Below are 26,580 nucleotides of genomic sequence, written 5' to 3' on the forward strand. Positions count from 1 at the left end.
AGAAAGAGGACTATTCGTGCCAGAGACTTCGACATTTACGAGCGGACGAGTGCTCGTTGTTGCCTTCGAGGGCTGGAACGACGCCGGGGAAGCCGCGAGCAACGCGGTACGCACCCTGAAAGACCAGCTCACCGTGCACCCCGTGGCAGAGGTCGACCCCGAAGACTACTTCGACTACCAGTTCAATCGGCCGTCCGTCGCCCTCGATGAGGAGGGCAACCGGGGACTCATCTGGCCGAGCGTCACGATTTTTGGGCCGGATGTCTCGACCGACGTCACGGGATCAAACGTGTATCTGCTGCTCGGAGCAGAACCGTCGCGGGGGTGGAAAACGTTTACGTCCGAGATCCTCGAGGTCGTGGAGGACTCGGAGATCACCGCGATCGTCTTCCTCGGTGCGATGCTCGCCGATGTGCCCCACACGCGTCCGATCTCCATCTTCGTCAGCAGCGAGAACAGCGATGTGCGCACCGGGCTCGGTGTGGAGCGCAGCAACTACGAGGGTCCGGTCGGTATCCTCTCTGTTCTGGGAGATGCCGCCGAAAAGGCAGGCATACCAACCGTCTCAATCTGGGCGTCCGTTCCCCACTACGTTCACAACGCACCATCTCCGAAGGCGACCCTTGCCCTCATTGAGAAGCTCGAGGAGATGATCGGTGTGGTGATCCCGCGCGGCGAGCTCGTCGCCGAATCCGAGGCGTGGGAAAGCGGCATCGACGTGCTCGCGGGCGACGACGAGGATATGGCCGCGTACATCGAACAGCTGGAGCAGGCACGGGACACCGTCGATTCGCCCGAAGCCAGCGGGGAAGCGATCGCGCAAGAGTTCGAGCGGTACCTCCGCCGCCGTGACGGCAAGGACAACCGCGGCGGCGCAGGCGAAGAACCCTGGCGGCCGCCGGGAGTGTGAGCGCGCTCCTGGTGCAGACGCGCTCCTAGTGCAGCCGCACTCCCAGGAGTGCGTCGATCGCGTCCAGGTCGACCACGGTCGCGCCGACTCCGGCTGCAACACTGGCGTCGATTGCGGCCATAGCTCCGGCACTGTTGAGGTCGTCGCCCAGGAGAGCGCGCACTTCTGCGAGCAGGGCCGTTTCGCGCACCACGCGATCGTTCGCGTGCTCAGCCCACCCAAGCCACCGCTCGAGCCGCGCCTGAGCTTCGTCGAGGAGCGCATCCGTCCACTCCCAATCTCGCCGGTAGTGCTGCGCGAGAATGGCCAGACGAATCGCGCGGGGATCGACTCCGGCGGCCGTCAGCTTCGACACAAAAACCAGGTTTCCGAGGGACTTGCTCATTTTTTCACCCTGGTACGCCACCAAACCGGCGTGCGAGTACACCCGCGCCAGTTGAGAGCCGGTCGCCGCAGCGGCGTGGCCTGCGCTGAACTCATGGTGCGGAAAGATCAGGTCCGACCCCCCGGCCTGAACGGTAATCGGCAGGTCGAGGTAGGTCTCGGCGATCACGGAACACTCGATATGCCAGCCCGGACGCCCTCGTCCAAGAACGGTCTGCCAGCTCGGTTCGCCCGCGCGCCCGTTTCGCCAGAGCAGCGGGTCGAGGGGATCCCGCTTACCTACGCGCTGCGGGTCTCCCCCGCGTTCGGCGCTGAGCGCGAGCATGGTGGCCCGGTCGTAATTGCTCTCGTCCCCGATGGTCCAGGGCGACTGCGTCGCGGCGGAGTCACTGTCGAAGTAGATGTCGTCCTCGACGTAGTACGCGATGTCACGATCCAGCAGGGCCTTCACGACCTCCGCTGTGGGCTCGATCATCTCGGTCACGGCCACATAGTGATCCGGCGGAAGAATGGCCAGAGCCTCCATATCCGCTCGGAAGAGGTCGGTCTGCTGCGCAGCAAGATCCTGCCAGTCGACGCCCGTGGCCGTGGCGCGCTCGAGTAGTGGGTCGTCCACGTCTGTGGTGTTCTGCACGTACCGCACATCGAAGCCGGCGTCCAGCCACAGCCTGATCAGGGTGTCGTAGGCGAGGTAGGTCGCCGCGTGACCGATGTGGGTCGCGTCGTACGGCGTTATGCCGCAAACGTAGATTCCCGCGATGCTCCCACCGGAGGCCGTACTCGCACCGGAGGCCGTACTCGGTTTGGTGGTTACAAGCTGGGCCGAGGCGGTGTCCCAGATACGGGGAGCACTACTGGCTCCTGGTAGGGCCGGAACCCCGGGTCGGTTCCATGATTTCACCGGTTCAGCCTACCCGGCGTACTGAACTCCGGTGTTCGTGCTCAGCCGAAGTACAGGTCGTCGAGGGTGCCAGCGGTCTGGTTGAGCTCTCCAGCACTGAAGGGGCTGGCGTGGCTGGACTCGACCTTTCGCCAAATCATGACCGGGTGCTGGTCTTGCGCCGACGGCAACGACTCCCACTCGTCGGTGTCGATGATAATTCGTGCAATGACCTGTGGCATGGGGACTCCTCGTCCGTCGCGTAGATGTCGCGATGCCAAGGTCTGGAGCACCAGACGTTTAGAATACGCCGATGTGTGTCCCTTCACAAGGGCCAAACAGCATCCCGCCAGCTACAGCGTGAGCTTCTGGGACACCACCTGTTCGGCGACTTCACGGAGCCCCAGGTTGTGGCTCCTCGCGTAGGCGCGCAGGATCTGGAATGCTGCGGCCATGTCCACCGAGCGCACCTGGGCCACAACGCCCTTTGCTTGTTCGATAACCACCCGGCTGTTGAGAGCGTGCTGCAGCTGGAGCTGTGCGAGATCGCTCTCCCGCACCGCACGCTCGTGCAAGATGCCGATGGTAGCGACGTCCGCCAGGCCCTGGGCCACCGACATGTCTTCGGAGGTTAGGAATCCGACCTGGGTGCGCAGCAGGGTGAGCGTTCCGATGATCCTGCCGCGCAGGCGCAGCGGAACGACGTGCGCAGACCGGAAGCCCTGAGCGAGTGATTCCCTGCTGAAGTCCGACCAGTCGCCGTCGAGCAGGGCGATGTCAGCGACCGATACCGGTCGACCGGTCAGGAAGCATTGCATCGAGGGACCGAAGCCGCTGTCTGACTGGATGACGTCGACGAGACGACTCTCTTCGCTGGTCGACGCGATGACTTCGAGTTCTCCCGACGGATCCGCCAGGATTATCCCCGCCGCGGACGCGTCGAGGAGATCGGCGCAGGTGTCCACCAGCGTCTGTAGCAACTCGACTATGTCGTATCCGGCAACCAGGGTGTCAGCAAGGGTGACGAACGCGGCAGCGAGCCGTTTCTCTCGCGTTCCGCTCACCATGATCCAATCTTACCGCCGGAGCCCCTCGCCGGGTCTATCATCAGAGCCGCGCTTACCCGTCTTGGGCGGAGAAATCGAGCCGTCTTTCGACGACATCCGTCGCAACATCACGCACGCTTCGCCCGGTTGCAAACGCGTGTGCCCGAAGGAGCAGGGCGGCGTCGTCCGCGCTGACGCCCAGCTGCGCCAGCACCATCCCCGTCGCCTGATGCACCTCGCGGCGGGATGCTCGACCGGTCGCCGCCTCCGCGGTCGCCCCGGCAGCCTCCTCCCCGAGGATGCGCCGTAGCACCTGCCAGGCCGCGACACCCGCGAGAGCGGAGGCGTCGGCGATCTGGCCTTGCGACAGCATCAGATGTTCGGTCGAGTAGAGATCCACTGCCCCGATTTCGAGCGTGCCCACCACGAGCGGAAAGACAAACATCCCCGCGACCTCACGCCCCCGGGTGTCCCCCAAAACCGCATCGGCAAACATCGGCCACTTCGACCGCTGGTCGGCCAGTACCGGAGCGAGCACGGGCTCCTTGCTCGCGAGCGCCGTCCAGCACGGCCCTTCACCAAGGTCAAATTGCAGCTCGTCCAGGCGCGCGGCCGTTTCGTTGCTCGCACAGACGGTGGATTGCCCCACCGGAGCGGAAAGCACGGAGACAGAAGCCCCGGTCACGGGAATCACGCGCAGGAAAGGTTCGCACAGGCTCGACCGGTGCTCGTGCGCGACGGTCAGATCCCGCCTGGCACGCTCGAATTCCGCGTGGCCGCGATCCTTCGCACTGATTGCCTCACCGTCAGACATGTGCCCGGAAAGCCATGAACATCGTCTGCGTCATCATGCCCTTATCCTCGTCGTTCCCTGCGATGGATCCGCGATGTTCGGTGGACAGCCGCATTCCCGATCACGTACCCCAGCACTGCCTAGGATACCCCTGCCTGTACGTGCGCTGCGAGGGTTATGGACGCCGATGCGAACTATGTTTCCGCTAGGGCAGCAGGACACCCGTCGAGAGGAGAATGATCAGCGCCACGCCGAGCAGTACGCGGTAGATCACAAAGGGAAGGTAGGAGCGCTTCGAGATGTAGCTCATGAAGAACGCGATCACGACGAACCCGACGACGCCAGCGACGATCGTGGCAACGATGGTCTCAGCGGGGCCGAATACCTCAGCGGTGGGCTCGTTGGCGCTCTTGTAGACCTGGAATAATCCGCTGGCAAAGACCGCCGGGATCGCGAGCAAAAATGCGTAGCGAGCTGCGGCGCGACGGTCGTAGCCGAGAGCGAGTCCGGCGGTGATGGTTCCCCCCGAGCGGGAAACGCCGGGGATCAGGGCGAGGGACTGCGCGAGCCCGTAGATCAGCGCGTGACCCCAGGTCAGCTCCTTGAGCTGCCGCCGCTTGGAGCCGAGCGCATCAGCGAGCCCAAGCAAAATTCCAAAGCCGATGAGGGTGAACGCCACGATCCACAGCGAACGTAGCGTCGTTTCGATCTGGTCCTGAAACAGCAACCCGAGCACCGCGATCGGCAAGCTACCGACGATGATGAACCACCCCATTCGCACATCGGGGTCCGACTGCGGGAGCCTGCCCACGAGCGCGCGACACCACCGGCCGATGATGCGGGTGATGTCATGCCAGAAATAGATCAGAACCGCGGTCTCGGTGCCGAGCTGGGTGATGGCGGTGAATGCTGCGCCCGGATCCTCGCCGGTGCCCAGCAGCTCGCCCACGATGCGCAGGTGCGCACTCGAGGAAATCGGAAGAAATTCGGTCAGCCCCTGCACAAGGCCGAGCACGATCGCCTCGAGAAAATTCATGTGTGTCCCCGCTGGTAGTTCAGAAGCTAGTAGTTAAGTAGCAGGTCCCCCAGGACCTGCCTGCCAAACACTAACGCGTCGAGCGGCACCCGCTCGTCAACGCCGTGGAACATGCCCGGAAAGTCCAGCTCAGCGGGCAGGCGCAGCGGTGCAAAGCCATACCCCGTGATGCCGAGCAGCGACAGCGCTTTGTTGTCTGTGCCGCCGGACAGGATGTACGGCAGCACGGTCGCCTCCGGATCGTGACTCAGCAGGGAGCCGACCATGGCGTCCACCAGCGGCCCCTCGAACGGATTCTCAAGCCCGACATCACGGTGCGTGATCTCGATCTCGATGTCGTCGCCGATCAGCGCACGAATCTCGGCCAAGACTGCGTCCTCTTCACCGGCAAGGGTGCGGATGTCGACGAGCGCAGTCGCTTCATCCGGAATCACGTTGTGCTTGTACCCACCGCTCAGCAGCGTGGGATTCGTGGTGGTTCGCAGGCTGCCCCGGATGAATCCGCCGGCGGTTCCCGTGCTGAGTACGATCTCGTCGGCGCCGACCTGCTGCGGGTCGCTTCCCATGATTCTCGCGAGTTCGGTGATGAGCTGCTCGGTCGTGTCGGTCAGGTGGATGGGCCACTCGCGTCGGCCGATCTTCGCGACCGCCTCTGCGAGTTTGGTGATCGCGTTGTTCTCCATCACGCGGCTGCCGTGGGCAGCAGTGCCGCGAGCGATCAGCTTGATCCAGATCAGGGCTTTCTCGCCGGTCTGCAGTAGGTACGCGCGCTGTCCGTTCATGGTGATCGAGTAGCCGCCGACTTCGCTGATGGCTTCGGTGGCGCCAGAGAAGAGCTGGGGCTGGGTGTCCACCAGGTGGTGGGATCCGAACACTCCCCCGTTTTCCTCGTCCGCGAAGAAGGCGATCACGAGGTCACGTTTTGGCTGCTTGCCCGCGAGGAGGATGTCGCGTAGCGCGCCGACCATCATCGCGTCCATGTCCTTCATATCCACGGCACCGCGCCCCCAGAGCATGCCGTCCTTGACCTCGCCGGCGAAAGGATCAACACTCCAGTTCGCTGCGTCCGCCGGGACCACGTCGGTGTGTCCGTGCACGACCAGAGCGGGACGTGTGGTGGAGTCCAGACCCTCGTAGGAACCCTCCACGCGGGCGACGACGGACGTGCGGCCGGGGGCCGCGTCGAAGTACTCAGTCTTCAGCCCGAGCTCCTCGAGCTGCGCCCCCAGATACTCCGCAGCCTCGGTCTCGCCATTGGAGCGGCCGTTTCCATAGTTGGTGGTGTCGAAGCGAATCAGGTCGCGGGCAATGGCGGCGGTTTCTTCCAGCATGGGGAACACGCTACCTGCACCGGCGGGCATGTCTCCCTGTGGCCGCGGCGCTACTCGCGGCGGCGGGAGGGCAGGCGGCGCCGACATCCGCCAGCAAAAGACCTGAGAAACGCGACACGCCCGGGTCTTTTTGCGCCGACGCCAGCAATTTCGCGGGAGGGAGGCCAGCGGCGTTCAGACCCTCTTTTGGCGTGCTAATCTCTTACGTCGGCAAGTGCGAGAGCAACTGCCGGATGCGCGCGGATGGCGGAATTGGTAGACGCGCTAGCTTGAGGTGCTAGTTCCTTTACAGGAGTGGGGGTTCAAGTCCCCCTTCGCGCACAGAGGGAAGTTCGGTCCACGGATCGGGCCAGTTATAAAGGGCCAGACAATCGAAGTGTGATTGCCTGGCCCTTTTCTTTGCCCAAAACCACTTCATCGCCCCTCGGTCGTGTGGGGACGAGCTGCTCCTTACAAATGACGCCCGCTGAGTTTTGTCACTAACCGGGTGGGTCGTCATTCGGCGGTCGGTGGCGTCCAGTCGTCAGCGTCCCAGCGATAGAAGGAGTCGGCGACCGAGTCCTTCGGGGACTTCCAGCGGTCCGGCACGTACGGCGAAACGTACGGGCTCAAGTCGGCCATTACCCGGGCGAAAGCCGGCTGGGGAGACTCATGATTCTGGCGCACGGCGACCGCCTTGGCCTTGTCCTGCTCCAGCAGGTGCACGAAGACGTCGTCGATCGAATACAACCAACGTCCCGTCACCCCGGCTTCTTCAGGCAGCGGGCCGGCGTCGGAATCGGCGAACACTCGAGCGATGTCGGACTCTGCATCGGGCTTCATCCTCTGGATGATGACGGTCAATGCCCGGTCCTCGGGGACCTCCCCATCGGGAACCCAGCTGTAGAACTGCTTGGCCACCGAGTGCGAAGGGTTTTCCCAGTAGCTCGGGTACGGCGTGACGTATGGACCGATTTCCTCCGCAATCTGCTGGAACGCTGGCAGCCCCCGCCGCTGCCCGGAGACCTCCGGGTCCTGCTTGCGATCAAGAACGTGGATGTAGAGGTCGTCATGGGACAGCAAAGAACGGCCGATGACGCCGAGGTCTTGCGGTCGAGTGATCTGGTCGTAGTGCCCGAAAACGGCACCGACCTTGTCCTCGCTGCCGGGAACCATGTGACAGACGATCACATTGCGGAAGGGGCGGAAGGTCATGGCTTCTCTCTTTTCGCTCGTTTGCTCGGAAGGTACGTTCAATCGCTCGACTGACCGGCAGTCGGCTGGGCGTCGACGAAGATGTTTTGCAGGTGATCGTTGATTCCGGCGAGCCTCGCCCTCGCGCTTCGATAACCGACATGACCGTCTGGCCGGATCAGGTATGCCGTGATTCCCCGCGGGTCATAGGTGTTTCGGAAGTTGCCGACGCTGTCCCGGAGAACAGAAATATCGAGATGCGCCGGTATCTGGGCATCCGGACTCGCGATCAGATAGGCATCGATCTCGCCCGAAGACTGTCTCCGCACCGCAGCAGCGAGGTTCTCTGCTTCCACGACGTCGTCCTCGACGACCGTCTCGTCGACGTAGAGCAGCAGGGTCGATCTCGTCCCACGCGTGACTTCGAACAGTCGAAGGGGGTGGCCAACTCCGAACCTGGTCAGTCCATGCACGTCCGGTGCCCGCTCGCCCGGCGCCGGACCACGGAGAACCCCGTCAGTACCGATGTCCTCGCCGACCAGGGCGCTGCCGGAGTAGCTCATGGTCATTTGCATTTCGAGGAGGAACTGTGCTTTCTCGTCCTCCATGTCCATCTCGTCGGTGAATGCGAGCGAAACGGCACGGTCGACAATCGCCTTACCTGCGGGCCTCCGCTCGGCATCGTAGCTGTCGAGCAAGGTGGGCGCGGCAAGTCCGCGGACGGCGAGAGCGAGCTTCCAGCCCAGATTCCACGCGTCTTGAATGCCAGTGTTCATGCCTTGCCCGCCGGCTGGTGGATGCAGGTGTGCTGCGTCACCGGCGACAAAGACGCGACCGGTGCGGTACCTGTCGACGATGCCGTGCTTGATGCGGAAGGTCGAGGACCATCGCAGGTTGCTCGCGGTCGTTGGCTCGGGTGCCAAGTCGTCGAGCACGGCTTGGATGTCTGCGAGGGACGGGGGCGTGTACTCCTGCCAGAATCCGGCCGGCACAATCCCCGACCCGATCGTCTTCTGCAGTGGTTGTGGAGCCAAGGTCGCAACCCGGTAGCGTCCGTCGCCCGGCAGCGGAACGCAGACCAGCATCCCGGTGAAGTCGCCGTCGTCCTCGATCCGAACGAAACGCAGGAGATGGCCCTTCGGCATGGTCCAATCGAGTTGGACGTCACCCAACATGAACAGCTGCGGGAACATCGAGAGGCCGCCCTCGAACTGAAGCCCGAGGCCCGCGCGGACCACGCTGTGAGCACCGTCACAGCCAACCAGATACTTCGCTCGCGTCACCGTCGTTTCACCGGAGGCACTCGTCAGCGTCGCGGTCACCCCATCGGGGTCCTGATCGAAGGAGACGAGCTCGACGCCGCGTTCAACGGTGACTCCGAGCGAGGCGAGCCGGTCGCTCAGAATGCGTTCTGTCTCGTATTGCGGCAGGCCGAGGTGCGCATACGGAAGGTCACTCAGCCCCGCCCAGTCAACCTGATGGGTCTGCTTCCCGTTCACGTACACCGTCTGCCCGTGCAACCAGATCCCGTTTCGAATCGCCTCCGCGACGACGCCCTGGTCTTCCCAGATTTCCATCGTCCTGCAGTGGATGCCGATCGCCTTGTCGGCCCGGGCGGCAGCGTCCGGCCGCTTCTCGATCACGCGCACGGCTATTCCCCTGCGGGCCAATTCGATGGCACAGGTCAGTCCCACCGGCCCGCTTCCGACCACCAGTACATCGAGTTCGCTTGTTGCAGTGCCGCCGCGTGTGGTGACATCGTTGGCCGCGGTCGGTGCTGCGGCGACTGCTGCCTCGGGCGGGTCTGACGCGGCTGGCGCTTGTGTTGGTGCTGCTGCCGGTGCCGGTGTGGCTGCCGCTGCGACTGGCGGTACCGGAACGGGCACTTCCGTCGGCCTCGGCGTCGGTGCTTTCGCCCGTCCTGCGACAGTCCGTGCTGCGACAGTCGGGGCTCCGACGGCCGGGGCTGCGACGGTCCGGGATGCAGTGGAGTAACCCACCGCAGGAAATTCCGGCGTGCCCGGGGTTCGTTGGTGCTGAGCTGGGCGCCAGCGAATCTCGAACACCCGCCGCGCGAACTCGACGGACAGCCACCGGGCCAGCGGGCCACTTTGGTCGGCGTGCGACGGATCCTCGACCCAGTTGATGAAATCCTGCTCGGTCTCCCATTCGGCGAAGATGTGGTAAACGAACGATCCTGGCTCTTTGAGCAGTTCTTCGCGGATCAGGCCCGGCGTGCCCGCCAACCGGGAGGCAACGATCTGGTACGCGCGCTCGAACGCCTCCTCTTCTCCCGGGCTGATCCTCGTGGTCAGGTCGACTCGGATCGGCAGCGGCTTCGTCGCCGAGACGGTGCTCACCAGCTCGTACGTGCTTCTGGCCGCGTCCTCACGTAGATCACGCAGTCCCGCGGTCAGAGCCTCACGCTGTTCACTGCGGCCGAACGCATCCACCGCGTCGCGGTCGATCCAGTCGCTGGTGATGACGAACGTGCGTGAGTCGTCGAGATCACGGGAAAGCTCCTGTCGCACGTTGCCGGGCACCCGGCTGATCTCGGCAGCCGCGCTCGCCCAAGCGTCTTGGAACTCGGCCTCCATGCCCTCCCGGGCGCGCATTCGGAGCACCGTTCTGATCGCTGGTTCGCTCACGAGATCGCCTCCTCGGCAACGTCTTCGAGATCGGCGGCGGTGACCTTCCGCAGCACCATTGAGCTGTTAAATCCGCCGAAGCCGCGTGCGTTGATCAGCACGACGTCGAGGTCGAGCTCGCGGGGCACGCGCACGAGATCGAGTCCGTACGCCGGATTGGGCTGATCGAGGTTGCCAACCGCCGGCGCGACACCCTCGCGGATTGCCAGCAATGCAGTCGCCACGCTGAGCGCCGAACCGCCTGCGTTGAGCCGACCGACGAATCCCTGCGGCGCCGTCACCGGTACGGAGCCGATCCGGTCGCCGAACACCCTTCGCAGCGCTGACGCCTCCAGGGCGTCCAGTTCGGCAACTCCCGCCCCATCGGCGATGACCAGGTCGATGTCCTCGGCCGTCAGGCCCGCATCCGCGATTGCAAGGTTCATCGCCCGGGCCATGTGCGTCGCGTCCGGCGCTGGCGCATTGGGGTCGTACGCGTCGTGGGTTGCGGCATAGCCGGCGATTTCCCCATATATCTGAGGACTTCCGCGTTTCACCGCGGTGCGAAGATCCTCGACCAGCAGCACAGCCCCGCCCTCACCGGGTGCGTACCCGTTGGCCTGCTTGTCGAACGGTTTGTAGCCAGCACGTGGGTCGTCCGACGTAGTCAACCTTCCGCTGCTGCCGTAGCAGGTCAAGGCGTAGGGCGACAGCGGGGCTTCGGTTCCGCCGCCGATGACTGCCGTGGTTCCCCGACGAACAACCCGCCGCGCGTGGCCGAGGCTGTCCAGACCGCCGGCACCCTCGGTCACAAGTACGCTGGCGGGACCCTTCGTGCCGTGCCGGATCGAGGACTGCCCGGTACTGGCCGCATAAAACCAGGCGATGGACTGGTAGGCACCGACCGCACGAGGGCCTTTGCTGTACAGGCCCGTCATCTCCCGTTGGCCGAACTCGTTGCCCCCGGAACCGGCTGCGAGAGCCACCGAGGTTGCGTACGGACTGTGGTCGGCAGGGTTGTAACGGGCATCGTCGAGAGCCAATTGTGTTGCGGCCAGGGACATCCAGGTCCAGCGGTCGGTCTGCACCACCAGCCGCGGGTCTACCTGGTCAGTCACGTCGAATCCGTCTACCTGGCCAGCAATCGTGGTGGTGTAGGGCGTCGGATCGAAGGCAGAGATGCGACGCACATTCAGTTCGCCGGCAAGGATGCTCTTCCAGTGCTGATCCGCTCCGATTCCGCTGGGCGCGATTACGCCGATGCCGGTGATCACCACGCGAGTCATGCCGCCACCTCGGACTTCGCGAGCACGATGGCCGACTGGAACCCGCCGAAACCGCTGCCCACCGAAACCACGACGTCAACCGGCATCTCCCGAGCGATCTTGGGAACATAGTCCAGATCGCACTCGGCATCGCGGTTCTCCAGATTCGCGGTGGGTGGGACGACGCCGTGCTCGATGGCGAGGCTGCAGGCGACCAACTCGATGGAGCCGATCGCACCCAGCGAATGCCCGACCATGGATTTGATCGAGCTCATCGAGATGTCATAGGCGTGCGCACCGAGGCTGCGCTTGACTGCGGCGGTCTCGTGTCTGTCATTCTGCTTCGTGCCCGAGCCGTGGGCGTTGACATAGTCGACCGCTGTCGGGTCGATTTTGGCCTGGCCGAGCGCCGCATCGATTGCGGCGCTCATCTCCACTCCGTCAGGCCGCAGCCCCGTCATATGAAACGCATTGCACCTATTGGCGAAGCCGCCAATCTCGCAGTAGATATGAGCGCCCCGCGCCCGAGCGCTGGTGTACTCCTCCAGGACCATCACCGCCCCGCCCTCGCCCATCACGAATCCGTCACGGGTAGCGTCGAAAGGCCGCGAAGCGTGCTCGGGATCATCGTTTCGCGCAGACGTCGCACGAATAGTGTCGAAACAGGCGACAGAGATCGGCGAGATGGGGGCGTCACTTGCCCCGGCGATGACCACGTCCGCGTCGCCGTCCTGGATCAGTTGGGTGCCGTATCCGACGGCGTCGATGCCGGACGTGCAACCGGTCGACATGACCGACGCCGGCCCATGCGCGTGAAACCGGACCGCGAGTTCGGTCGCCGCACTGCTGGGGATGAGCGAGTTGTACAGGAACTTCGACCCGTATGCAGGATCGACCAGCCAGTCCCGACCGTGGTTACTGACGTTTACGTATTCGTCCTCGAGCCGCATGGTTGCGCCGACCGCGCTTCCCACGCTGATGGCGAGCCGGTTGTGATCGACTCCTGTCCCGGAACGCAGGTCCAAACCGCTGTCCGCGACCGCCTCATCTGCTGCAACCATGGCGAACTGGATAAAGCGGTCGTTGCGGTAGATCTCCTGCGGCGTCAGTCCGGAGGCCAGCGGGTCGAAGTCGGCTTCCGCGGCGATCTGCGATCGGAACCGCGCGGGGTCGAAGTGGCTGATCCTGCGGGTGGCGGTGCGACCCTCGGTCAGCAAGTTCCAGAACGCCTGCTTCCCGACGCCACCCGGTGCAACGACCCCGACACCGGTGACGACGACCCTCCGTGAGCTGTTCATCGAACCCCGCCGATGGATCCTGGTGATGGTTCGGTGTCGACGTGACCCAGCTCCGGTCGTGGCGCCAGCGGACCGCAGGTGAAGACGAAGAAAGCGGGTACCGCGCCATCGTTGACAATGCGATGGCGTACTCCGATGGGAATGTGGATCGCTGACTCGCCCACCAGTCGGCGTTCCTCCTTATTGACAGTGATCGAGACGTCACCGGAGACGCAATAGAGGAACTCCTCGGAATAGGGGTGCCAGTGCTCGGTGACAATCTCGCCCGGCGCGAGGGTGAGTGTGCCCATGAAGGCCGCTGTGGCACCAACGGATGCTGGTGACAGGAGGGTGCGGATGTCCCCGCCGCGCCGGTAGTTCGGTTCGGTTTCGCTGCGATGCACGATGGGGCCGCACGTGACTGTCGAGGTGGGGTGCGCGGTGGTGGTCAACGGAACTCCTCAGCTGTGGTGGATCGGGCGGCAGATTGAGCGCCAGCGGGACTGTTTGTGCGCCCGTCGTCAGGCTGTCCGGCGGCGGCCTGCACCTTTTGGGCGATGATGGCCATCTGGATCCGGCTATTGGTATCGATCCGCTTGGTCATCGCGGCTGTGTCGACAGGCGCGGTGGGGCGCATCCGGAAGTCCTGCACCCAACGCATCACGGTTCCGCGCTCGTCGTGACGGTACGTCCAGTCGATGTTCATGTGCTCGAATGGGCCCGGCTCGACCCGCCGCGCACTCACTCGGTGGGCGATCGGGTCAAGGGTCCGCTCCGATACCCAGCTCCAGACTGTCCCGTTGGCGTCGGGATGCATGGTGAGCCGGAACAGGAAATAGCTGTCGTCCCGGTTCTCGAGGATGTCGACCGATGCGTACTCGGTGAACAGGTTCGGCCAGCTGACGAGGTCGTTGGTCATCTGCCACACCAGATCCAGGGGGGCGTCGATGACGATCGAGTTGTCGGTGTGCCCTTCCGTTTCCACCGTCGAGGACTCCGATGGCGTTGCTGTCGAATCCGCGTTCATCGGTCCGACTCCGATTGGCGTAGTGAGTTCATCCCGATCACTTCGCCTGTTCGACGGAACGCATCTCGAGTTGGCCCTGTACCAGGTCGACGATCTCGCCGAACGTGTAGTGCTCGGTTTGATCATCAGGCATTTCCACCCCGTAGGCCTGTGACAGCGCGGTCTGCATCTCGAGAAATGCCAGCGAGTCGAGGCCGACATTGGAGAACCGTGCGGACGGGTCGTCGGTCTGGGCCTCGACGGGCAGACCCGCCTTTTTGGTGAGCAATGTCATCAGATCGCTGATCGTGAATGTGTCATTCATGCTGGGGTGACCTCCGTCTTTGGTGGAGCTTGGGGTACGCCGCGAAGCCGGATCGGCTCCGCGGGGGCTGGGACGGCGCGCACAACATCCGCCGTCAGGGAACGAACATGGAGTCCCTGCTGACTGATCTCGGCCGCGCTGGCGAGCAGGCTGGGCATTTCCCGGTCGAGGAACTGAATATCATGCCGGTCGGCGCGGATGTCGGGGTGCCGGAGCAATGCTCGGTGCAGGTTCGCCGTGGTCGACAAACCTGGGCCGTCTACAGCCATTTCGGCCAAAGCGCGGTCCATTCTGGACAGCGCCTGATCCCGGGTCGGCGCCCACACGATAAGTTTGGCCAGGAGTGAGTCGTAGTGCGGACTGACCTGATCTCCCTCCCGGTACCCGGTATCCATCCGCGTCCATGGCCCTGCCGGCGCCCTGTAGACGTCGAGCCGGCCGGGCGTGGGTGCGAACCCCCGCGCTGGATCCTCCGCATTGATCCGGCACTCGATGGCGGCCCCGTGGCATCGGACGTCCTGTTGGCCGAAGGCGAGCGGCAATCCGTCGGCGATCAAGATCTGTTCGCGGACCAGGTCGATGCCCGTCAACATCTCGGTGACCGGGTGCTCCACTTGAATCCGGGCATTCATTTCCATGAAGTAGGGCCTACCCGAGCCATCAACCAGGAATTCCATGGTCCCGGCGCCGGTGTACCCGACAGAAAGCGCACCACGCACAGCCAAGGCCCCGATTTGTTCGCGCTGGGCGACCGTCAGGCGGGCGGCGGGGCCCTCCTCGAAGAGTTTTTGATGGCGGCGCTGCAGTGAGCAATCGCGCTCGCCGAGAGAGACGCCGTTTCCGTGCTGATCGCACAGCACCTGCACCTCTACGTGGCGCGCGCCGGCCAGGTACCGCTCCACGTAGACGGCAGGGTCGTTGAAGACTGCCCTGGCCACCTCGCGGGTGCTGACATACGCTTCGCCAAAATCCGCCGCGCAATAGACGACACTTATCCCGCGACCACCGCCACCGGCTGCAGCCTTGATGATGACGGGATACCCGATGTCGGTTGCGATCTCCTGCCCCTCGCGTACCGAGCGCACCGGGTCGACCACCCCGGGAAGCATAGGCAGCCCGGCCTTGTGCATGAGCCCGCGCGCCCTGGCCTTGTTACCCATGTCCTGCATGACCGAGGGTGAAGGACCGATGAAGGTCAAACCCGCCGACTCGCAGATCTCCGCGAAATCCGGGTCCTCAGAGAGGAAGCCGTAGCCGGGATGGATGGCGTCCGCGCCGGTCTGCAGGGCCGCCTCGACGATGTTGGGGATGTTGAGGTAGCTCCGTCGCGGCGCCGGCGGGCCGATGTTCACTGCGGTGTCCGCCAGTCGAACGATTTCGGAATCCCGATCGGCGGAGCTGTAGACAGCGACGACCTCGATACCCAGCTCCTGGCACGTCCTGGCGATTCGAACGGCGATTTCGCCTCGGTTGGCGATCAGCAGTTTGCGGATCATGCTGCCTGCTCCTTCGGGTGAAGACGCAGAAGAACCTGGTCGTATTCGACGGATTCGCCATCGCTCACCAAGACCTCAGAGATGACGCCCGATTCGCCGGCCACGATCGCGTTCATCAGCTTCATCGCCTCGATGATCGCCACCGTGGTGCCGGCCTCCACCGCGTCGCCGACCTGAACAAACGGTTCCGCCCCTGGTGACGGTGCGGCGAAGTAGCAGCCGACGAGGGGCGCTCGGACTGCGATGGTTATGTCATCGTGGATCGGCGGAGGCGCCGCCGCCGTCAGGGGGGCTGTCTCACCGGCGTGAGCCGGCCGCCGCCGATCGAGAAGCGGTTCTCCGGTACCCACCTGGACGGACCACTCGACCTCGATCTCGCGGTCGCCGCCGCGGACCCGCAGTCGGCGCACATCGCCAGGCAGCGTGCGTGCGAGTTCGGCCACTTCCTGTCGCAGCTCGAGCATCGATTCCGGGTTGGCGGATGGGAGGATTGCTGCCGGCTGAGGGACATCGCGGTTCGTTGATGCAGTCGAGTCGTCGAGTGTCATCCTGGCCGCCTCAGCTCGCGATTTCGGTCGTCAGGGGGGTCATCAGGGCCGCACCACCGAGCCGGGAGAAGCGTTCCTGCCGACCCGACAAAAGGTCGGCGGGCGAGACATCGTTCAGCTCTTCCAGCTCCCGGACGATGACCTCGCGGAGCGTGCGAGCGCACGCAGCCGGGTCCGCTTGCGCCCCTCCGACCGGTTCGGGTACCACCGAGGTGGCGATGCCGCTGTGCAGCAGATGCGGTGCGCCGAGTTGCAACGCCCTGGCCGCAGCGGGAGCCGATGACGCGCTCCGCCAGAGGATCGCCGCACACCCTTCCGGACTGATCACGGAGAGGAACGCATTTTCCAGCACCAGCAGCCGGTCCGACGTGCACAGCGCGAGGGCGCCACCGCTGCCGCCTTCACCGGTGATCACGGCAACCACCGGAACACGCAGCCGCGAGCTGCGCATAATGGCTTCGGCGATCGCGATGGACTGTCCGCGTTCCTCCGCGTCCGGGCCGGGGTGAGCGCCGGGGGTGTCGACAAAAGTGACCACAGGCATCCCGAACATCTCGGCATGCTCCATCAGGCGCACCGCCTTGCGGTAACCCTCCGGGTGGGCCATCCCGAAATTGTGAGCAACGAGCTCCTTGACCGTATGGCCCTTCTGGCTGCCGATTACCACGACAGACCGCCCGGCGAGCGATGCCACCCCGCCGACAACCGCAGGGTCATCGGCAAACGAACGATCACCGTGCAGCTCAACAAAATCGTCGAAGGCAAGCCGAAGGTAATCCGCTGTCGTCGGCCGATCGACGCTGCGGGCGGCCTGGACCACTTCCCACGAGTCACGCATCGCCGGAGACCCCGTCGACCTCGTCGCCGCAGGCTCGGGAACAGGATCAGCTCCTGTGGTGGAGCTTTCGCCGGCGTGCAAGTCCGCCAAGCGGATCAGGAGGGACCGTAGGTCAGCCCTGTTCTCCACCCGGTCGACCAAACCGTGAAGGAGCTGCGATTCGGCTGCCTGGAAGTCGACGGGTAGCGCCGCACGGATAGTTTCCTGAACGACCCGCGGGCCAGCGAACCCGACGTGAGCGCCTCTTTCCGCGATGACGACCGAACCCAAACTGGCAAAGGATGCGGAGACACCCCCGTATGTCGGATCGGTGAGCACGCACACCGACAGAACGCCCGCCTCGCGAAGCCGCGCAAAGGCGACCGCCGTGCGAGCCATCTGCAGGAGCGAAAAGACGCCTTCCTGCATTCGTGCTCCGCCGCTCGCGCACACGACGATCAGTGGCTTCCGCTCGCGGAGCGCCAGCTCGGCCGCCTCGCTCACCCGGCGGCCGACTTCCAATCCCATGCTCCCGCCCATAAACGAAAACTCCATAACGGCGAGAACCACTTCCCGCCCACCGAGGAGCGCGGCGCCGACGATAACCGCCTCCGATTCCCGGGAGTTGGCGTTCGCCGCTGCCAACCTGTCGCGATAAGGACGCGAGTCGGAGAAGGCGAGCGGATCAGGCATCACAGGGTCTAACTCGGCCTCGCGAAAACTATCTGGGTCCACCAGCAGCTCGATCCGGGCCCGCGCCCCCATCCGCACGTGGTGGTCACACTCGGGACACACCCACAGATTTCGATCGAGTCGCTTGTGGTAAATGAGGGCATCGCAGCCCGGACACTTGGTCCATTCAGCCCGGCCGCCGGGCAACGCCACCGGCTCCGAAGTGTGTGTCATCGGGTCTCCTTATTTGCAGGTACTACAACCAGAACGGCGAAGCGGGGCTCCTGGCGGCTCGACGAACTGTTGGTCGACATCAAGTCGTCCAATGAGTTGGCGGCGCAGGGTGAATTCAGCCTTGAGGGGCCGGCGGCGTCCAATGGTAAAAGCGGTCGGCCATAGCGTCGAGCGGCGAAGCCCAATTTGGGTCGTAGGGCTCGATGTGCGGGCGCAACTCGTCACTGACGGCACGGAAAGATGGCAATCGCTGCGCCGTTCGCATTGCATCTGACGCTGGCACTGCGAAGTCGATCAGGTGCACGTAGATACCGTGAAAGCGATACAGGGAGCGACCGATGACGCCGATCTCCTGAGGCATTGAGGTCGCGTCCGAGCGGGCGAAAATGTCCGCTACTGCCGGGGCATCCTGCGAGCGCATCTTCGCGACGATCATGATCTGTTGCATGACTGACTCCACTTCATCAGGAACGATTGCGGCCGAACAAATGTCATCCCGGACGACTCCGACGAATCGAGAGCCAGCCCCGCGGACATTCCAAACGCTAAAACAACTCACAGTCACAACACACCCACCCGAGGTATGAACTTGGTGCCGTCATCTCCCCCACCCCAGGAGCCAAAGCACCCCCATCCGGTGGGCCATCCCCTCCCATGGGTCGAGGCGTCTCACCCAAAGTCGGAACCCGACCGAGCGCCGTGTCCGGACCGAGTCGGACTGACGACTGGCGAGGCAGTATCTCGATGAACTCCGTGAGCGTGAGCATGGCGGCATCCCGACCCACACGCCGTTCTCAAGCGGATGGCTGTATCGCCGTTTCCTGGACTGTCGTCCCGCACCTGCAGCCCACCTGCAGCCCACCAGCGGGCTACATGCGCGGGGCTACAGAGCAATGTTGTTGTTGACGAAAATAGCCAGCTGGATGCGGCCCCGCACGCCCAGGCGCCGCGAGACCGCGGTGATGTGGCTCTTGACCGTCGCATTACTGACCGACAGCAGGGCGCCGATCTCACCGTTAGTCATTCCCTCGGCGACGAGGAGCGCAACCGCCCTTTGGCGTTCGGTCAGCCGATTCAAGGCACTGAGCTGCGCGGGAGTCTCCGCGGGTCCGGTCGGTTCGGCGGTCAGGAACTGCACGAGATGGCGGGCGAAGGCTGGGTCAAGAACGAGCTCGTCCTTCGCCAACGCGCGGATGCCGTCGACCAGGCGCGGCGCGGCGACCCACCGGGAAAGGTAACCTCTCACGCCGGCTCGCAACGCCTCTGCCAGGTCGAGCTCGGACTCAGTCTCGGCAAGGATCAGTACCGCTCGATCGCGACCGCACAATTCCCGGACGGACTCCTCGTGCACGTTCTGTAGCAGGCCCTGACGGATGACGACAATGTGCGGGTCCACGAGGTCGGCCAGCGAGCATGCCGACGCGACGTCCACCACCTCGCCCACGACGACCAGGTCGGGTTCGAGTTCGATCAACACCCGTAATCCGATGCGGTAGATCTCGTTGTCTTCGCACAGCAACACGCGAACAAATTCCGGCCCGGGGATGGGCGAGGTCTGGTGCAGGGATCGCGATGGATGGGAACCCGCACCCCTGTCAGATTGGAACATCGTCAGGCTCCCTTGAATGGGTAGGACATCGCAAGTGCATCCGTCACCGGACCGCCCGGTCCGTTCGCTCGCCGTCACTCAGGACCCGGCCCCACGAATTTCCCGGGCGGACCGTTTAGTGACGGACACCTGAAGCTAGATCTACAGCTATACAGTGAAAATGCGGACGAATCTACCGATTGTTCCGTGCGAGTGGAGGCTGATTGATAACCGACCGGGAGCACTCGGGCAGTCGCAACGAAGATCGATCGTCCGGTCCCTCATGATGAAACTATGCGCAGTATCGACGTCATCTTCGACGAGTCCCTTGAGGCGGCAGTGCGGACGGACTGGGGCGCTCTCTCCGACGCGGGCCTTCCGAGCCTGACGCAGCATCGTGGAGCGAGCAACCGGCCCCACATCACTGTTGCCGCGGGGAATGAACTCACACTTGACGGGCATCCATCGTTCGAAGCATTCGCGGTTCGCCTCGGGGCCGTCATGTTGTTTCCGCGAAAGTCGGGATTCGTCCTCGCTCGGTCGGTCGTGGCAACGTCTGAGCTGCTGGCGCTGCACCGATCCGTGCACTCGCTCGTGGCCGGAGCGGTAGATCACACGCGCGTCGGATGTTGGAGTCCGCACGTCACCCTGTCGCGGAACCTCACCGCCCAGCAACTCGAGACCGCGCTGCAACTACTCGGCGCACCCAGGGACGGGATGGTCAGCGGGATCAGGTTGTGGGATAGCGTGACGGCCACGGTGACGGAACTCACGGCCGACGACCCAACAGAGCTCGCCTAGCGAACCCAACGGTCGTGAGTTTTCTCACCCAATCCGCGAGGCCACGCGCACTACTTAGCCGAGGGCGCGCTCGCTCTGCGGGGTCGGGCGGCAGACGAGCACAGGGCACGGCGCTGAGTGCTGCACCCGGGACGCCGTGCTGCCGAGCAGGATCGTTCGGCTGAGGCCCCGGCTGCCCGAGGCCATCGTTATGAGGTCCGCGTCGAGGTCTTCCGCGGCGCGAATAATTTCCTGGGCCGGCGAACCGCTGCGAATTTGCTTGTGGATGATGGGTCCCCAGCCATCAAACTCCGCGGCGACGGTATCGACGGCCAGTCGGGCGTCGTCGCTGAAGCTGAGCTCGGTCATCCGAGCGGTCTTCTGCGGACCCAGCTCGTTGGCGAACGGCACGGCGGCGTAGGGGCTGATCACCGCAAGCACGGTGACGTCGGTGATTTCGCGGGAGTCGGCTATCCACTTGAACTGGCGCGCACCTGCGAGGGAAGCGTGAGATCCGTCGGTGGCTACGATGACGTGCATGGCTCAGCGTTCCTTGCTCAGAGGGGGCGGTTCGACCGCTTCGGGCACGCCGCCGTCATCGCCGGGAAGTCGCGCCTTCTTCGTGCCAAAGAACTTCTGGGCGAGGTACAGCACCAGGCCAACAGCCAAGAGGCCTGCCACCCACAAGAGAGCGTCCGGGTCGTCGATCAGGGTGTAGGCCAGAACGGCCAGGTTGCCGATGATCCCGACAATGAGCAAAGGCGTGTTGGCGTGATAGGTGCGCTCGCCTTCGTCTGTGCCGCGCAGCTTCAGGCACGCCACGATCACCAGCGCGTAGATGAAGAGCAGGAACACGACCGTTATCGTCGCCAGCCGGTCAACGATGTCCAGCTGGGTTTCCTCGGGCTGACCAGCCTGGCTCGTGCGAATCGCCGCGCCGATAACCAGAAGGGCACTGACGATCGCGGCTCCGAATAGCAGCGCAACGTAGGGACTCCGCCGCGTGGGGTGCACCTTGGCGAACATCGCGGGCACCACGTTCTCGCGCGCCATCCCGAACAGAATTCGCGATTGTGCAACGACAGTCACCAGTGTGGTGTTGCTGATGGCAATCATCGCGATCACCCCGAAGATCACCAGCATGACTGTTGCCGGAATGAAGAACAGGTCGGCTCGGATGACTTCGAGCAGAGTATTCCCAGCCAGAGTCTCGATGGGCACGGCCAGCGCGGCGGCGATGGAGACCAAAACGTAAACGACCCCTGCGGTGAGCATGCCACCGATCAAAGCGCGGGGAAACGCGCGTTGCGGGTCGATCGTTTCTTCCGCGACGTTTGCGGCGTTCTCGAAGCCCGTCATCGCGAAGAACGCGAGCGAGACGCCCGCGAGTACTGCGAGAACCGCGGATCCAGCCCCACCCTCAGTGTTGAACTGCAGCAGCACAGAGGGGTCGTTGACACCCTCTGCCAGCGCGATGATACCGATGGTCACCACGATGACCAAACCACTGATCTCAATGAAGGTCATGACGACGTTCGCGACGACCGACTCGGTGATACCGATCAGGTTGATTACCGTGATGATCGCAACGAACACAACAGCCACGATGGTCGATACCCAGATCGCGTCCTCTGACAGACCGATCAGCCCGCTGAAGTAGCGCACGAACCCCGCCGCGAGCGATCCCACCGCGGCCATGTTGGCCGACAGCATACAAATCGTGATGAAGAAGGTGAGGACGGGGCTGCGGAAGGCCTTGTTGATGTACAGCGACGCTCCGGCTGCCTGGGGGTACTTGGTGACCAATTCAGCGTAAGCAAGGCCGGTGATGGTGGCGATGGCGACGCCGGCCAGAAAGGCCATCCAGAAAGCACCGCCGACGGCCGCAGCAACCAGCCCCACCAGCACGTAGATGCCCGAGCCGAGTACATCACCGACGACATAAAAATACAGTTGTTTGGTCGTGATCGACCGCTTCAGCTCACCGGGCTGGAGTACGTGTGGTTCGGCTGCGGCTGCCATTCGGCCACGATACGGCAATCGCGGGCTGAGCTCACACTATTTTTTTGTGGAGGACTCCAGCGCCGCGATCAACGCCGCCTTGTTCAACCGCGAATACCCGGTGACGCCCTGCGATTTTGCCCGCTGTCGCAACTCAATGAGCGTCGGTGCCGCAGGCTGCGGCGAGGGCAGCGGCGGGGTGAGGAGCGACGTGTCCACACCCGAACCAGCGGAACGAGCCGACGATTTCTGTCGCGGCTTCACCGACGCGGCTTCGGCGTCGGCTTTCTTTTCCGCCTTCTTGAGTTGGGTCTGAGCCTTCGCGTGCTTGGCCGCGAGCTTCTCGGTCTGCTCCGTCAGCGCAGTGGCTCTCTTGCGCAGCTTTTTGCTCGAATCGCTTACGGCTTTCTTGGCGGCCTGAACCGACTCCGCCGCGAGAGCCAGGGCCTTCTGTGCCTTAGCTTCGACCGTTGCCTTCGGCGTTGACTGCGTCGGGGCGTTTACCTTGTGGTCGGACGTCTTGCTGGTCTTCTTGTTGGTCGTCTCGGACTTCTTGTTGGACTTCTTGTCGGAATTCTTCTGCGCCATGCTGCGCACCTCCAGGGGGATGAGTTCGTCCGGCTGCTCGCACGATCGATAGCCCGATCAGCGGTTCCACCGAAGTGAACGATTAGTAAACGTGGGGTAAACGTTACGAGTTGAACCGGGGTGGAAGCTGAGCGTAGCACCACAGTCCTCGCCGGGATGGGACGGTCCGGCCGCAGGTTCCCCCACCGCATCTCCCCTAGCGTCCCGCCAGGCATCTCCCCTAGCGTCTCGCCCAGCATCTCCCCTAGCGTCCCGCCAAACACCTCCCCTAGCGTCTTGCCCAGCGTCTCCCCTAACGTCGAATGAACCGGAGACAGAGACCGGCCGCGCGCGCCGCGGACCGCAGAACAACGAAGTAGCCTCAGTTACTGCGGCAGTCGCCGCAACCGAGTGAGTGGCCGCAACAGTATGGGTTGGCGCAACCGAATGAGCTGGCGCTACAGCATGAGTCGCCGCAACCGAGTCAGTTGGCGCGACAGTGTGAGTTGGCGAAACCGAGCGATATCAAGCAGCAGCATGACACCGAGCAATAGCGTGATGGGACGACAGGCACCGTTGTGATGAGCACCACAACCGAAAATCGCGTGTTCGACGAGCTGGTTCGTCCGCCAGCGACACCGGTACGAGCGGTTGCAGATGTTCTGCGGCTCCTTGGTGTGCTCAGCATTGCTGTCGCCGTCGCGTTCGTGGGAGGCACCGCCATCCCCCTGTTTGCCCTCGTCCTCCTCGGACAGCTACTGCCCCGCCTTCTCGGACTTCGGCCCGCGCTCGACCTCGCGACCGGCGCTGTTCTCCTGGTTGCCGGGTGGAGCAATCCACTCGATTTGTACCGAAGTATCCCCCACTGGGACCTGCTCGTTCACTTCGCCGCGAACGGGCTGATAGCTGTTCTCGCGTACCAGTTGTTCGTACGGTTCATCTCGCCGGTAGAGCAGGGGAAGACCGTCCTGACCACCGCTTTCGGCATGTCCGCTGGCGTGATCTGGGAACTCGGCGAATGGTTCGGCCACACCTTCATCGACAGCGCCGTCGTTGTGGAGTATGGGGACACCATCGGTGACCTGTCAGTCGGAGCTCTGGGCGCACTCGTCGCCGGGCTTGCTATGCCTTTGCTGACGTCGCGCCCGCGGCATCCGTCTGAATAATCCTTCTTAAGATAGTCGTGGTTCGAATAGTCGTTGTTTCAGCCGTTCTCGTTTGCGAGGTCGTTGTTTGAACAATCGCTGTTTGCGCCAAAACCGTCGCCAGTCGCTCGGCGAACATGGGTGGCACATTGTCGGGAAGGGCATCGACTGGCCACCACGCGACGTCCTCACTCTCCTCGCTCGTAACGGGGATCGCGCCGGGTTGCGCAATTGCCGCGTACCCGATGTCCCAGTGCACCCGGCAGGTGCCGTAACTGCTGCTCAGGGCGTGCCGGTTCACGTCCACCGGGTGTGACCCGAGGGGGGCGAGGTCGACTATTCCGCCCTCCTCGTGGGCTTCGCGAAGGGCTGCGGACGCCACAGACGGGTCTAGCGCCTCGACGTGGCCGCCGAGCTGCACCCAGAACTGACCCTTCCGGTGGAAGCACAACAGCACGTTCGCGAGGTCGGGCGTGAAGACGAAGCAACTGGCGGTGATGTGCTCGGGGCCGCCGGATCGCGCCAGCGGGGCATCCATCGATCCGATAAAGCGCAGGTACTCGTCCCTGAGGTCGCTCTGCTCCAAGGAAATGGGCCTCCATTGAGCGAGGGATGCCGCCAGGCCGACGATCGGGGAGTCGGGAGCGGTCGCGTGCGAAGGGGCCGACGTCATCGTTCAAGGCTAACGTCACGCAGGCCGACCACGCGGCAGCGAAGCGGGTCCGTATGCCGCGCGCGGTCATTCGCACGGCCGCTCGAGATGTTGGGCTCGTCGGCGCACCAAAGTGGTTTTGACCAGGTTTTTTCATGGCAGTTGTCAACCCCCTGCGTCGAATTTCGCCTTATTCCCTCTAATGTCGGGGGCTGGGTGTGATGTGGTGACATGACCGAATCAGACGACCCGCCTGAAGACAATTTCGAAGATCTGCAGCCCGAAGATTTGCCGTCGCGGCTGCCGCAGTCCGAACATGCGCACTCCGAACATGAGGAGCCCGCACATGCGCAATCCGAACATTCGCAGTCCGGATATGCGCAGTCCGGATATGCGCAGTCCGAAGATGCGCAGTCCGAATATGCGCACTCCGGGTACGCGACCCAGGAGGAGCTGGCGGCGCTCAGCGCACTCGTGGCCGAGAACGAAAAGTTCCTTGGTCCGTTCCGCGTCGATGACGCTGACGTTCCCGACGAGGTTCCCCAGGACTGGGCGTTCGCCGATATCGTCAGCGCGTCGGTGTCAGACGCGTTCATCGACCCCAACGAGGCATGGCTCAGGGGCATAGATCGCGCTGGTCTGATCGACGACCTCATTGCCGTCGAGAACGCCGAGGCGGTTCTGCATGCCCGCCGCACGGTGTTGATCGAGCGATACCGAGCGTTGTGCACCAATACCAGCGTTCCTGTGCGCGCTGCCTCGGTGCCCTCGGGGTGGAGCCCCGAGGTGATTACGCGACGGGAGATGATCACCGAGATCGCGACCGCCACCCGAAAGGCGGAAGCCACGGTCGAGCAGCTGTTCGCCGATGCCGAGATTCTTCACTCGTCCCTGCCGTCAACCATGGACGCGATGTTTGAGGGGCGGATCAGCTACCGGCACGCGACTGTGATTGCTTCCCAGGCTCAGGATGTGCCCGAAGAGATGCGTCATAAGTTCGAGGAGACCGTGCTGCCGGTCGCGGCCACGGCGACGGTGCCGCGGTTGAAGCAGCGCGCGCGAATCGTCAGGGAGCGAATGCACCCGGAATCAATCGACGTCCGCGCCAAAAAAGCCGTTCGCGGCCGCTATCTGGAAGTAGACCCAGCTGGCGATGGGATGGCTACCCTCACGGCGAAGCTGCCGGCCGTCGAGGCGGTCGGTATCTACAACCGATGCACCGAAACGGCAATCGCGTTGCAGGGACCGGACGAGGATCGCAGTCTGGGGCAGTTGAGAACCGATGTTTTTCGCGACATCCTGCTCAACGGCGAAATCCCCGTGGATTCTCCCGCACGCACGGTCGACGGTGGAGACGTGTTGGCGGGCGCAGCGGCGACCGGCATACGGGCGACGGTTGTCGTGATGGTGCCCGCGTTGACCCTGCTGAATCGCAGCGACGAGCCAGCGACGCTCGAGGGATACGGCCCGATCGATCACGAGAGCGCGAAGGTGCTTGCGGCGGGAGCGAATTCGTGGATTCGGGTGTTGACCCACCCGGAAACGGGAACGGTGTTGTCGGTGGGCCAAACTCGATACAAAGTCCCCGCATCAATGCGGCTGTGGCTGCGATTGCGAGACCAGACCTGCCGCTATCCGGGCTGTAACAGGTCGGCGAAATACTGCGACCTGGATCACGTTCTGGATTGGCAGTATGGCGGGCACACGAGCACTGAGAACCTCCAGCATCTTTGCCCGGCCCATCACAATGTGAAGGGCTACACGAGCTGGACGGTGCGGCACCTCGACAACGGAATCTTGGAATGGGTGTCCCCCGCCGGTCGCTCCCACATCACTGAACCGGCCATCCCCATCGGCTTCGCCTCGAGTTCAGTCCCGGCTGCGCCGCCGCCTGCCTCTCCGCCCGCGCCCGTTTATGGATTCACCGAGGCGTGGGAGCGCATGGAAGCAGACACCGATGACGACGGCTGGTACGCCCCGCCCACAGGAGAATCCACTCCGTTTTGACGCCTTGCTTCCGACACCAC

The 26,580-nt window shown here is 63.9% G+C and carries 26 protein-coding genes and 1 tRNA gene; 5 read left to right on the plus strand and 22 right to left on the minus strand.

Annotated elements, in window-relative coordinates; translation table 11 throughout:
* Positions 1–16: 16 nt before the first annotated feature.
* Positions 17–910 carry a proteasome assembly chaperone family protein gene (locus B0I08_RS03380; RefSeq protein WP_106209746.1) on the plus strand — a complete coding sequence of 298 codons (894 nt, stop codon included), beginning with the start codon at positions 17–19 and terminating at the stop codon, positions 908–910.
* Between the two features lie 25 nt (positions 911–935).
* Here B0I08_RS03380 and mshC read toward each other — a convergent pair whose 3' ends face one another.
* The 6 genes from mshC to B0I08_RS03410 form a co-directional block, all read right to left on the minus strand.
* Positions 936–2,195, minus strand: a complete 1,260-nt coding sequence (gene mshC, locus B0I08_RS03385) for a cysteine--1-D-myo-inosityl 2-amino-2-deoxy-alpha-D-glucopyranoside ligase (RefSeq protein WP_106209748.1) — start codon at positions 2,193–2,195, stop codon at positions 936–938.
* Between the two features lie 41 nt (positions 2,196–2,236).
* Positions 2,237–2,416: a hypothetical protein gene (locus B0I08_RS03390; protein WP_106209749.1), complete on the minus strand. Its 180-nt coding sequence runs from the start codon at positions 2,414–2,416 to the stop codon at positions 2,237–2,239.
* A gap of 111 nt (positions 2,417–2,527) precedes the next feature.
* The gene (locus tag B0I08_RS03395) at positions 2,528–3,241 is read right to left on the minus strand and encodes a GAF and ANTAR domain-containing protein (protein WP_106209751.1); all 714 of its coding nucleotides are present in this window, start codon (positions 3,239–3,241) and stop codon (positions 2,528–2,530) included.
* A gap of 52 nt (positions 3,242–3,293) precedes the next feature.
* Positions 3,294–4,034, minus strand: coding sequence for a GAF and ANTAR domain-containing protein (locus B0I08_RS03400; RefSeq protein ID WP_106209753.1), 741 nt, complete (start codon positions 4,032–4,034; stop codon positions 3,294–3,296).
* A gap of 184 nt (positions 4,035–4,218) precedes the next feature.
* Positions 4,219–5,049 carry an undecaprenyl-diphosphate phosphatase gene (locus B0I08_RS03405; protein WP_106209755.1) on the minus strand — a complete coding sequence of 277 codons (831 nt, stop codon included), beginning with the start codon at positions 5,047–5,049 and terminating at the stop codon, positions 4,219–4,221.
* A 26-nt stretch (positions 5,050–5,075) separates the two neighbouring features.
* On the minus strand, positions 5,076–6,380 hold the full coding sequence (locus B0I08_RS03410; protein WP_245884473.1) for a M20/M25/M40 family metallo-hydrolase: 1,305 nt from the start codon (positions 6,378–6,380) through the stop codon (positions 5,076–5,078).
* Positions 6,381–6,617: 237 nt separating this feature from the next.
* Here B0I08_RS03410 and B0I08_RS03415 point away from each other — a divergent pair.
* Positions 6,618–6,701, plus strand: a tRNA-Leu gene (locus tag B0I08_RS03415).
* A gap of 174 nt (positions 6,702–6,875) precedes the next feature.
* On the opposite strand, the gene B0I08_RS03420 is transcribed toward B0I08_RS03415, so the two are convergent.
* The 12 genes from B0I08_RS03420 to B0I08_RS03475 all read right to left on the minus strand — a co-directional run bounded on the left by B0I08_RS03420 (position 6,876) and on the right by B0I08_RS03475 (position 19,429).
* Positions 6,876–7,574 carry a TcmI family type II polyketide cyclase gene (locus B0I08_RS03420; protein ID WP_106209758.1) on the minus strand — a complete coding sequence of 233 codons (699 nt, stop codon included), beginning with the start codon at positions 7,572–7,574 and terminating at the stop codon, positions 6,876–6,878.
* 38 nt (positions 7,575–7,612) lie between these two features.
* Positions 7,613–10,201: an FAD-dependent oxidoreductase gene (locus tag B0I08_RS03425; RefSeq protein WP_219905600.1), complete on the minus strand. Its 2,589-nt coding sequence runs from the start codon at positions 10,199–10,201 to the stop codon at positions 7,613–7,615.
* Positions 10,198–11,466 carry a beta-ketoacyl synthase N-terminal-like domain-containing protein gene (locus B0I08_RS03430; protein ID WP_106209760.1) on the minus strand — a complete coding sequence of 423 codons (1,269 nt, stop codon included), beginning with the start codon at positions 11,464–11,466 and terminating at the stop codon, positions 10,198–10,200. The genes B0I08_RS03425 and B0I08_RS03430 overlap by 4 nt, the downstream gene beginning before the upstream one ends.
* Complete coding sequence (locus B0I08_RS03435; RefSeq protein ID WP_106209762.1) at positions 11,463–12,743, minus strand: beta-ketoacyl-[acyl-carrier-protein] synthase family protein; 1,281 nt, start codon at positions 12,741–12,743, stop codon at positions 11,463–11,465. The genes B0I08_RS03430 and B0I08_RS03435 overlap by 4 nt, the downstream gene beginning before the upstream one ends.
* Positions 12,740–13,174 (minus strand): cupin domain-containing protein, encoded by a 435-nt coding sequence (locus B0I08_RS03440; protein WP_219905601.1) that lies wholly within the window; start codon positions 13,172–13,174, stop codon positions 12,740–12,742. The genes B0I08_RS03435 and B0I08_RS03440 overlap by 4 nt, the downstream gene beginning before the upstream one ends.
* The gene (locus B0I08_RS03445; protein WP_106209764.1) at positions 13,171–13,749 is read right to left on the minus strand and encodes an SRPBCC family protein; all 579 of its coding nucleotides are present in this window, start codon (positions 13,747–13,749) and stop codon (positions 13,171–13,173) included. Before B0I08_RS03445 ends, B0I08_RS03440 begins: the two co-directional genes overlap by 4 nt.
* Before the next feature lie 37 nt (positions 13,750–13,786).
* Complete coding sequence (locus tag B0I08_RS03450) at positions 13,787–14,053, minus strand: acyl carrier protein (protein WP_106209765.1); 267 nt, start codon at positions 14,051–14,053, stop codon at positions 13,787–13,789.
* Positions 14,050–15,549, minus strand: a complete 1,500-nt coding sequence (locus B0I08_RS03455; protein WP_106209767.1) for an acetyl-CoA carboxylase biotin carboxylase subunit — start codon at positions 15,547–15,549, stop codon at positions 14,050–14,052. The genes B0I08_RS03450 and B0I08_RS03455 overlap by 4 nt, the downstream gene beginning before the upstream one ends.
* Positions 15,546–16,097, minus strand: coding sequence for an acetyl-CoA carboxylase biotin carboxyl carrier protein (locus tag B0I08_RS03460; RefSeq protein ID WP_219905602.1), 552 nt, complete (start codon positions 16,095–16,097; stop codon positions 15,546–15,548). The genes B0I08_RS03455 and B0I08_RS03460 overlap by 4 nt, the downstream gene beginning before the upstream one ends.
* A gap of 10 nt (positions 16,098–16,107) precedes the next feature.
* Positions 16,108–17,820 (minus strand): acetyl-CoA carboxylase carboxyltransferase subunit alpha, encoded by a 1,713-nt coding sequence (locus B0I08_RS03465; RefSeq protein ID WP_106209769.1) that lies wholly within the window; start codon positions 17,818–17,820, stop codon positions 16,108–16,110.
* Positions 17,821–17,935: 115 nt separating this feature from the next.
* Complete coding sequence (locus tag B0I08_RS03470; RefSeq protein WP_106209771.1) at positions 17,936–18,268, minus strand: TcmI family type II polyketide cyclase; 333 nt, start codon at positions 18,266–18,268, stop codon at positions 17,936–17,938.
* A gap of 435 nt (positions 18,269–18,703) precedes the next feature.
* On the minus strand, positions 18,704–19,429 hold the full coding sequence (locus B0I08_RS03475) for a LuxR C-terminal-related transcriptional regulator (protein ID WP_106209773.1): 726 nt from the start codon (positions 19,427–19,429) through the stop codon (positions 18,704–18,706).
* Positions 19,430–19,702: 273 nt separating this feature from the next.
* Here B0I08_RS03475 and B0I08_RS03480 point away from each other — a divergent pair, with 273 nt between their 5' ends.
* The gene (locus B0I08_RS03480; RefSeq protein ID WP_106209775.1) at positions 19,703–20,209 is read left to right on the plus strand and encodes a 2'-5' RNA ligase family protein; all 507 of its coding nucleotides are present in this window, start codon (positions 19,703–19,705) and stop codon (positions 20,207–20,209) included.
* A 54-nt stretch (positions 20,210–20,263) separates the two neighbouring features.
* Here the strand turns inward: B0I08_RS03480 and B0I08_RS03485 are convergent, their stop codons facing one another.
* Genes B0I08_RS03485 through B0I08_RS03495 form a run of 3 tightly spaced genes read right to left on the minus strand, consistent with a single transcriptional unit; the run spans position 20,264 to position 22,777 of the window.
* Complete coding sequence (locus B0I08_RS03485; protein ID WP_106209776.1) at positions 20,264–20,728, minus strand: universal stress protein; 465 nt, start codon at positions 20,726–20,728, stop codon at positions 20,264–20,266.
* 3 nt (positions 20,729–20,731) lie between these two features.
* A complete protein-coding gene (locus tag B0I08_RS03490) occupies positions 20,732–22,210 on the minus strand; it encodes an APC family permease (protein WP_106209778.1) in 1,479 nt (492 codons plus the stop codon).
* A 36-nt stretch (positions 22,211–22,246) separates the two neighbouring features.
* Entirely contained in the window at positions 22,247–22,777 is a 531-nt protein-coding gene (locus B0I08_RS03495; RefSeq protein ID WP_106209780.1) for a hypothetical protein, read from the minus strand.
* Positions 22,778–23,337: 560 nt separating this feature from the next.
* On the opposite strand from B0I08_RS03495, the gene B0I08_RS03500 reads away from it, so the two are divergent.
* Complete coding sequence (locus tag B0I08_RS03500) at positions 23,338–23,922, plus strand: DUF2238 domain-containing protein (protein ID WP_106209781.1); 585 nt, start codon at positions 23,338–23,340, stop codon at positions 23,920–23,922.
* Here the strand turns inward: B0I08_RS03500 and B0I08_RS03505 are convergent.
* A complete protein-coding gene (locus B0I08_RS03505) occupies positions 23,879–24,574 on the minus strand; it encodes an NUDIX hydrolase (protein WP_106209783.1) in 696 nt (231 codons plus the stop codon). The genes B0I08_RS03500 and B0I08_RS03505 overlap by 44 nt on opposite strands.
* Before the next feature lie 210 nt (positions 24,575–24,784).
* Here B0I08_RS03505 and B0I08_RS03510 point away from each other — a divergent pair, with 210 nt between their 5' ends.
* Positions 24,785–26,560 (plus strand): HNH endonuclease signature motif containing protein, encoded by a 1,776-nt coding sequence (locus B0I08_RS03510; RefSeq protein WP_106209785.1) that lies wholly within the window; start codon positions 24,785–24,787, stop codon positions 26,558–26,560.
* The last annotated feature ends 20 nt before the right edge of the window (positions 26,561–26,580 follow it).

This window comes from Glaciihabitans tibetensis, assembly GCF_003003265.1.
In the GTDB taxonomy this organism is placed as follows: Bacteria; Actinomycetota; Actinomycetes; order Actinomycetales; family Microbacteriaceae; genus Glaciihabitans; species Glaciihabitans tibetensis.

Coding starts and splice junctions, on each gene's coding strand:
- B0I08_RS03390 (WP_106209749.1), bottom strand. CDS start 2,416: ATGCCACAGGTCATTGCACGAATTATCATCGACACCGACGAGTGGGAG.
- B0I08_RS03395 (WP_106209751.1), bottom strand. CDS start 3,241: ATGGTGAGCGGAACGCGAGAGAAACGGCTCGCTGCCGCGTTCGTCACC.
- B0I08_RS03400 (WP_106209753.1), bottom strand. CDS start 4,034: ATGTCTGACGGTGAGGCAATCAGTGCGAAGGATCGCGGCCACGCGGAA.
- B0I08_RS03405 (WP_106209755.1), bottom strand. CDS start 5,049: ATGAATTTTCTCGAGGCGATCGTGCTCGGCCTTGTGCAGGGGCTGACC.
- B0I08_RS03410 (WP_245884473.1), bottom strand. CDS start 6,380: ATGCTGGAAGAAACCGCCGCCATTGCCCGCGACCTGATTCGCTTCGAC.
- B0I08_RS03420 (WP_106209758.1), bottom strand. CDS start 7,574: ATGACCTTCCGCCCCTTCCGCAATGTGATCGTCTGTCACATGGTTCCC.
- B0I08_RS03430 (WP_106209760.1), bottom strand. CDS start 11,466: ATGACTCGCGTGGTGATCACCGGCATCGGCGTAATCGCGCCCAGCGGA.
- B0I08_RS03435 (WP_106209762.1), bottom strand. CDS start 12,743: ATGAACAGCTCACGGAGGGTCGTCGTCACCGGTGTCGGGGTCGTTGCA.
- B0I08_RS03445 (WP_106209764.1), bottom strand. CDS start 13,749: ATGAACGCGGATTCGACAGCAACGCCATCGGAGTCCTCGACGGTGGAA.
- B0I08_RS03450 (WP_106209765.1), bottom strand. CDS start 14,053: ATGAATGACACATTCACGATCAGCGATCTGATGACATTGCTCACCAAA.
- B0I08_RS03455 (WP_106209767.1), bottom strand. CDS start 15,549: ATGATCCGCAAACTGCTGATCGCCAACCGAGGCGAAATCGCCGTTCGA.
- B0I08_RS03460 (WP_219905602.1), bottom strand. CDS start 16,097: ATGACACTCGACGACTCGACTGCATCAACGAACCGCGATGTCCCTCAG.
- B0I08_RS03465 (WP_106209769.1), bottom strand. CDS start 17,820: ATGACACACACTTCGGAGCCGGTGGCGTTGCCCGGCGGCCGGGCTGAA.
- B0I08_RS03470 (WP_106209771.1), bottom strand. CDS start 18,268: ATGCAACAGATCATGATCGTCGCGAAGATGCGCTCGCAGGATGCCCCG.
- B0I08_RS03475 (WP_106209773.1), bottom strand. CDS start 19,429: ATGTTCCAATCTGACAGGGGTGCGGGTTCCCATCCATCGCGATCCCTG.
- B0I08_RS03480 (WP_106209775.1), top strand. CDS start 19,703: ATGCGCAGTATCGACGTCATCTTCGACGAGTCCCTTGAGGCGGCAGTG.
- B0I08_RS03485 (WP_106209776.1), bottom strand. CDS start 20,728: ATGCACGTCATCGTAGCCACCGACGGATCTCACGCTTCCCTCGCAGGT.
- B0I08_RS03490 (WP_106209778.1), bottom strand. CDS start 22,210: ATGGCAGCCGCAGCCGAACCACACGTACTCCAGCCCGGTGAGCTGAAG.
- B0I08_RS03495 (WP_106209780.1), bottom strand. CDS start 22,777: ATGGCGCAGAAGAATTCCGACAAGAAGTCCAACAAGAAGTCCGAGACG.
- B0I08_RS03500 (WP_106209781.1), top strand. CDS start 23,338: ATGAGCACCACAACCGAAAATCGCGTGTTCGACGAGCTGGTTCGTCCG.
- B0I08_RS03505 (WP_106209783.1), bottom strand. CDS start 24,574: ATGACGTCGGCCCCTTCGCACGCGACCGCTCCCGACTCCCCGATCGTC.
- B0I08_RS03510 (WP_106209785.1), top strand. CDS start 24,785: ATGACCGAATCAGACGACCCGCCTGAAGACAATTTCGAAGATCTGCAG.